Below are 5,936 nucleotides of genomic sequence, written 5' to 3' on the forward strand. Positions count from 1 at the left end.
GCTCTCGTCGATGGAACGAGCCGGCGAAGAAAAAACGGCTTGGGAGGAGTTAGGAAATGAAATCGCTCTGGGTCATGGCCGCCGTGCTCGGCGCCGCCCTCAGCCTGCCGGCGCAGGCACAGGACAAGGTCAAACTTGTCGACGTCATCGAATTGTCGGGCGCCGGCGCTGCCGCGGGCACCAACTGGAAGAACGGCGCGGACATGGCCGCCGCCGACATCAACGCAAAGGGCGGCATCCTCGGCAAGCAGGTCGAGATCGTGCATTACGACACGCAGACCAATCCGGGTAACACCCGCGCCGCCGTGCAGCGCGGCATCGACGAAGGCGCCTATGCCATCCTCGGCCCGATCTTCTCCGGCCCGATCGGCGCCTCCATGCAGATCTCGCAGCGTGCCGAAGTCGCCCAGATCGTCGGCGGCGAGGCGGCCGGCTTCACCCGGCAGGGCAACCCCTACATCTTCCGCACCTCGATCAGCCAGGCGGCTGCGATGCCGAAGATCGCCAAATACATGAAGGACACGCTCAAGGCAGGCTCGATCGCCGTGGTCTGGGTCAACAACGACTTCGGCAAGGGCGGGCGCGACACGATCCTGCCCGAGCTGGAGAAGGCCGGCATCAAGGTCGCCGTCGACGTCTCGACCGAGCAGGGCCAGGCGGATTTCACCGCTGATGCGATCAAGGTGAAGAACGCCAATGCCGACGCCGTCTTCGTCTACCTGAACGAGGAGGAGAGCGCCCGCTTCCTGCGTGCCGCCAAGCAGCAGGGCATCACCAAGCCGATGATCGGCGAGACGACGCTGCTCGGCGCCCGGGTGCTGGAGCTTGCCGGCGATGCGGCCAACGGCGCCAAGGGCCATGTCGGCCTCTCGACGGACGCGCCCATCCCGGCCCTGCAGGATTTCGGCAAGCGCTACCGCGAGAAATACGGCTTCTCCTCGGACCATAACGGCATCAAGGGCTACATGGCCGTCTTCATGGTGAAATGGGCGACGGAGAAGCAGAAGAAGCTCGACAAGAAGGGCCTCGCCGACACGCTGCGCGGCGCTTCCATCAAGGCGAGCGAGGAGCCGGGCATCCTGATCGATACCGTCATCGAGCAGAATGGCGACCTCGACCGCGAGAGCTTCCTCGCCGAAGTCGTGAACGGCAAGCAGGTGATCAACACCACCCTGCCGAAGATCAAGCCGTAACACTCAGCCGTCATTCCCGGGCGGCGTCCGGCGCCGACCGGGAATCTCGTGACGAGAACGCAGATCCCCGTCATGGCCGGGTCGAACCCGGCCATGACGCATCCTGCTCCACACGAAGATCCGCCATGGCCGAATTCATCGCCTATCTCATTGCCGGTATCGCCACGGGCGCGATCTACGCGCTCGCCGCGATCGGCTTCACGCTGGTCTGGCAGACCTCGCAGACGATCAACTTCGCCCAGGGCGAGTTCGTCATGCTGCCGGCCGTGCTGATCCTGCTCGCAGTCAAGCTCTTTGGCCTGCCGCTCTGGGCCGGTGGCCTCCTCGGCATCGCCGTGTTCCTGCTGATCTTCGGCGCCGGATTCAAGCTCGTGGTCGTCGACCCGATGATCAAGCATGGCGTGCTGCCGCTCGCCATCGCCACCATGGCGCTGTCGATCATCATGAAGGAAGGCGCCAAGGACGGCTTCTCGGCGGAGGCGCAGAGCTTCCCCTCGCTGGTGCCGACCGACATGGTCAACCTGCTGGGTGCCTCGATCTCGCTCCAGCATATCGCCATCATCGTCGTCGCCTTCGCGGCGATCGGACTGCTGCAATGGTTCGTCGGCGGCACGCGGCTCGGCCGGCAGATGCAGGCAACGGCGCAGAACCCGACGGTCGCGCGCATCCTCGGCATCCCCGTCGAGCGGATGGTGCTGCTCACCTTCCTGCTCAACGCCGCGCTCGCCGTGGTCGCCTCGCTTTTGATCTCGCCGATCTACCTGGCGAAGTTCTCGAACGGCGAGACCATCGGCCTGTTCGCCTTCATCGCGGCCATCGTCGGCGGCTTCAACCAGGTGCGCGGTGCGCTCGTCGGCGGCATCCTGATCGGCGTAGCGGACTCGCTCGCCGCCGCCTATGTCTCGACCCAGTACCGGCTCGCCGTGCCGCTCGTCCTGCTGGTCGCCATCATCCTGATCAAGCCGGAAGGCCTGATGGGCCGCAAGGAGGAGCGCCGCGTATGAGCGCCCCTGCCGTCCAGAATTCCGCCGCCGCCCGCCGTCCGGCCCGCCGGCTCGACGCCGCGCTGATTGCGCTTGTTCTCGGTGCCGTCGTCCTCTGGTTCGCGCCCGTCGGCATGGGCCGCTACGGCACCTATGTCCTGTCGCTCTGGCTCGTCATGAGCATCGGCGTGATGGGGCTGAACCTCACGCTCGGCTATGCCGGCCAGAGCTCGCTGGCGCAGGCAGCGTTCATGGGGTTGGGCGCCTATGCCACGGCGATCCTGACGACGAAATACGGCGTCAGCTGGTATGCTGCCTTCGGCCTCTCGGGCCTGCTGACCTTCGCGGTAGGCCTGCTGCTCGGCTTTCCGGCGCTCAGGGTGCGCACGCACTACCTCGCCTTCGTAACGCTGGCCTTCTCGACGCTGATCTGGCTCGTGCTCCGCAACGAGCAATGGCTGACCGGCGGCGTCTTCGGGATCTCGAACATCAACCGGCCGGAGTTCTTCGGCATCAAGCTGTTCGGCGCGCTGGAATTCCACCGCTTCGTCGTCGTCGTCACGCTGATCCTGTCGCTGGCGCTGTGGTGGCTGATCCGTTCGCCCTGGGGCCGCGCTTTCACTGCCCTGCGCGAGAACCCGGTCCGGGCGGCGAGCCTCGGCGTCGATACCCGCGCCTACACGCTGCTCGCCTTCGCCATCGGCTCGGCCTATGGCGGCTTCGCCGGCTCGCTCTACGCCCCGCTGGTCGAGTTCATCGATCCCTCACCCTTCTCGCTGTCGCAGAGCCTCTTCCTGCTGCTGATGGTGGTGGCGGGCGGCGCCGGCTATCTCTTCGGCCCCTTCATCGGCGCCCTGCTCGGCATCGTGCTGCCGGAATGGCTGCGCTTCGCCGGCTCGCTCTACCTCATCATCTTCGCCACGATCGTGCTCGCGCTGCTGATCGTCTGCCCGCAGGGTGTCAGCGGCCTCATCGAGCGCGGCTGGGCGGCGCTGCGGCGCAAGACCGGAGGCACGCGATGAATCCGGTCCTCGAAGTCCACGACCTGCACAAGGCCTTCGGCGGCATCAAGGCCGTGAACGGCGTCTCCTTCTCGGTGAACGAAGGCGAAATCCTCGGCATCATCGGGCCGAATGGCTGCGGCAAGTCGACCCTGTTCAACTGCATCCTCGGCCAGCTCGAACCGACACAGGGCGCCGTGAAGCTCGACGGCCGGGACGTCACCAACATGCGTCCCTCCGAGCTCAACCGGCTCGGTGTCAGCCGCACCTTCCAGCTCCTGCAGGTCTTCCCGGAGCTATCGGTCCGCGAGAACCTGATCCTCGCCGGCCAGGAGCATCAGGGCTCCATGCTCGGGCGGCTTTTCGGCGCAAGCGATGCCGGGCTGTCCGAGAAGGCCGAGCAGATGATCGGCTTCTTCAAGCTCGGCCACCTCGCGGACGCCAAGGCCGGCGGCCTCTCCTATGGCCAGCAGAAACTGCTCGATGCGGCGATGGCCTTCATGGCCGGTCCCCGCCTCGTCCTGCTCGACGAGCCCGCCGGCGGCGTCAACCTGACCATGCTCGGCGACCTCAAGGAGCGTCTTCGCGCGATCAATGCCGAGCAGGGCGCAACCTTCGTGGTGATCGAGCACAACATGGATTTCGTGATGAGCTTGTGCTCGCGTGTGATCGTCCTGGCCGAAGGAAAGATGCTGGCCGAGGGCACGCCCGCCGAGGTGCGCGCCGACCCGGCCGTGATCGAAGCCTATCTCGGACATTGAGGAGCGCGGCGATGAGCACCCCCATCCTCGAACTCGACGGCGTGGTCGGCGGCTATGGCGCCATGACCATCCTCAACGGCACGACTTTCGCGGTGAAACGCGGCGCGATCACCACCGTGATAGGGCCGAACGGCGCCGGCAAATCGACCGTGTTCAAGGCGATCTTCGGCTTGCTCAAGCTGCGCGAGGGCCGCATCCGCTTCGACGGGCAGGACATCACCGGCTGGAACCAGCGCAAGCTGCTGGAGGCCGGTGTCTGCTACGTGCCGCAGGGGCGCAACATCTTTCCGGAGCTCTCGGTGCGCCACAATATCGAGCTCGGTACGGTTGCCGCCGGCTCGGGCATCACCGACATGCCGCAACGGCTGGAGGCCGCGCTCGACCGCTTCCCGGCACTGCGGCGCAAAGCCGACCAGCAGGCCTCGACACTCTCCGGCGGCGAGCAGAAGCAGCTCGAGATCGTGCGCGGGCTGCTGCTCGACCCCAAGCTCGTACTGATCGACGAGCCCTCGATCGGCCTGTCGCCCCTGATGGTGCAGGAGACCTTCGGCATCCTGAAGGACCTCCGGGCCAAGGGCGTATCCGTCCTGATGGTCGAGCAGAATGCCCGCTCGGCGCTTGAGATTTCCGACGAGGGCCTGGTGCTCGAACTCGGCCGCACCCGCATGCAGGGGCCGGCGGCGGAAATCCTCGCCGATCCGCGCATCGGCCAGCTCTTCCTGGGCGGCACGATGATCGACGCAGCCTGACAGCAGGGTTTTGACAGCGGCGCCCTCTCCTGTCGGGATAGCGCCGACCGACCAGACCGGAGCCTGCGTCCATGAAGATTCGCGCCGCCGTCCTCAATCAAAGCCCGGTCCCGGCACCCTATGCGCAGAGTCGCCCGCTGCGTATCGAGGAGCTGGACCTCGCACCGCCCGGCCGCGACGAGGTGCTGGTCCGCGTCCGTGCGGCCGGCCTGTGCCATTCCGATCTCTCGGTGATCGACGGCAATCGCCTGCGCCCGGTGCCGATGGTGCTCGGACACGAGGCGGCCGGTGAGGTCGTCGAAACCGGAGAGGGCGTCGATGACCTGAAGCCCGGCGACCGCGTGGTGATGGTGTTCGTGCCATCCTGCGGGCATTGCGCACCCTGCGCCGAAGGGCGCCCTGCCCTCTGCGAACCCGGCAACGCCGCAAACGGGCGCGGCGAGATGCTCGGCGGCGGGCGGCGGCTCTCCGTCGACGGAAAGCCCGTGCATCATCATATCGGCGTCTCCGCCTTCGCCGAGCATGCGGTGATCTCGCGCCGTTCGTTGGTCAAGATCGAGGCGGATATCCCGCATGAGATCGCGGCCCTGTTCGGCTGCGCCGTGCTGACCGGCGTCGGCGCGGCCGTGAACACGGCGCGCATCAAGGCGGGCGAGACGGTCGCGGTCATCGGTCTCGGCGGCGTCGGGCTCTCGGCCCTGCTCGGTGCCATCGCCTGCGGTGCCTCGCGGGTGATCGCCGTCGATCTCGCGCAGGACAAGCTCGACCTGGCGCTGGCGCTCGGCGCGACCGACGCCTTCAGGGCCGACACGCCGGATGTGATCGAGGCGATCAAGCAGGCGACGAAGGGCGGCGTCGACCACGGGCTGGAGATGGCGGGCTCGGTCAAGGCGCTCGACCTCGCCTATCAGATCACCCGGCGCGGCGGCACGACCACGACGGCAGGACTCGCCAACCCCGCCCATACCCTCTCGCTCTCGCCGGTCAGGCTGGTCGCGGAGGAACGGACGCTCAAGGGCTCCTATGTCGGCTCCTGCGTGCCCTCGCGCGATATCCCGCGCTTCATTGAACTCTATCAGCGCGGACGGCTGGCCGTGGACAAGCTCTGGACCAGCTCGGGCAGCCTCGACGAGATCAACGAGGGCTTCGACGCGCTGCACGAAGGCCGCACGATCCGGCATATCGTCAGGATGTGATGCGGCGCGAAGCGTCGGTGCGAGCGAGGCTGGCCGAGAGCGCGGCGAGCAAC

General features: G+C 66.9%; 6 protein-coding genes. All 6 read left to right on the forward strand.

Features of this window, described 5'->3' with window-relative positions; all coding sequences use genetic code 11:
- Positions 1–56: 56 nt before the first annotated feature.
- The 6 genes from ACIPIA_RS09025 (at position 57) to ACIPIA_RS09050 (ending at position 5,883) form a co-directional block, all read left to right on the forward strand.
- The gene (locus ACIPIA_RS09025; protein ID WP_400508710.1) at positions 57–1,193 is read left to right on the forward strand and encodes an ABC transporter substrate-binding protein; all 1,137 of its coding nucleotides are present in this window, start codon (positions 57–59) and stop codon (positions 1,191–1,193) included.
- A 125-nt stretch (positions 1,194–1,318) separates the two neighbouring features.
- Entirely contained in the window at positions 1,319–2,197 is an 879-nt protein-coding gene (locus ACIPIA_RS09030; protein WP_400508712.1) for a branched-chain amino acid ABC transporter permease, read from the forward strand.
- Positions 2,194–3,198, forward strand: coding sequence for a branched-chain amino acid ABC transporter permease (locus tag ACIPIA_RS09035; RefSeq protein ID WP_400508714.1), 1,005 nt, complete (start codon positions 2,194–2,196; stop codon positions 3,196–3,198). Before ACIPIA_RS09030 ends, ACIPIA_RS09035 begins: the two co-directional genes overlap by 4 nt.
- The gene (locus ACIPIA_RS09040) at positions 3,195–3,938 is read left to right on the forward strand and encodes an ABC transporter ATP-binding protein (RefSeq protein WP_400508715.1); all 744 of its coding nucleotides are present in this window, start codon (positions 3,195–3,197) and stop codon (positions 3,936–3,938) included. The genes ACIPIA_RS09035 and ACIPIA_RS09040 overlap by 4 nt, the downstream gene beginning before the upstream one ends.
- 11 nt (positions 3,939–3,949) lie before the next feature.
- Positions 3,950–4,687: an ABC transporter ATP-binding protein gene (locus tag ACIPIA_RS09045; protein WP_400508717.1), complete on the forward strand. Its 738-nt coding sequence runs from the start codon at positions 3,950–3,952 to the stop codon at positions 4,685–4,687.
- A 71-nt stretch (positions 4,688–4,758) separates the two neighbouring features.
- Positions 4,759–5,883 (forward strand): zinc-dependent alcohol dehydrogenase family protein, encoded by a 1,125-nt coding sequence (locus tag ACIPIA_RS09050; protein ID WP_400508719.1) that lies wholly within the window; start codon positions 4,759–4,761, stop codon positions 5,881–5,883.
- Positions 5,884–5,936: the final 53 nt, after the last annotated feature.

Source organism: Allobosea sp. CER48 (assembly GCF_044752385.1).
Taxonomy (GTDB): Bacteria; Pseudomonadota; Alphaproteobacteria; order Rhizobiales; family Beijerinckiaceae; genus Allobosea.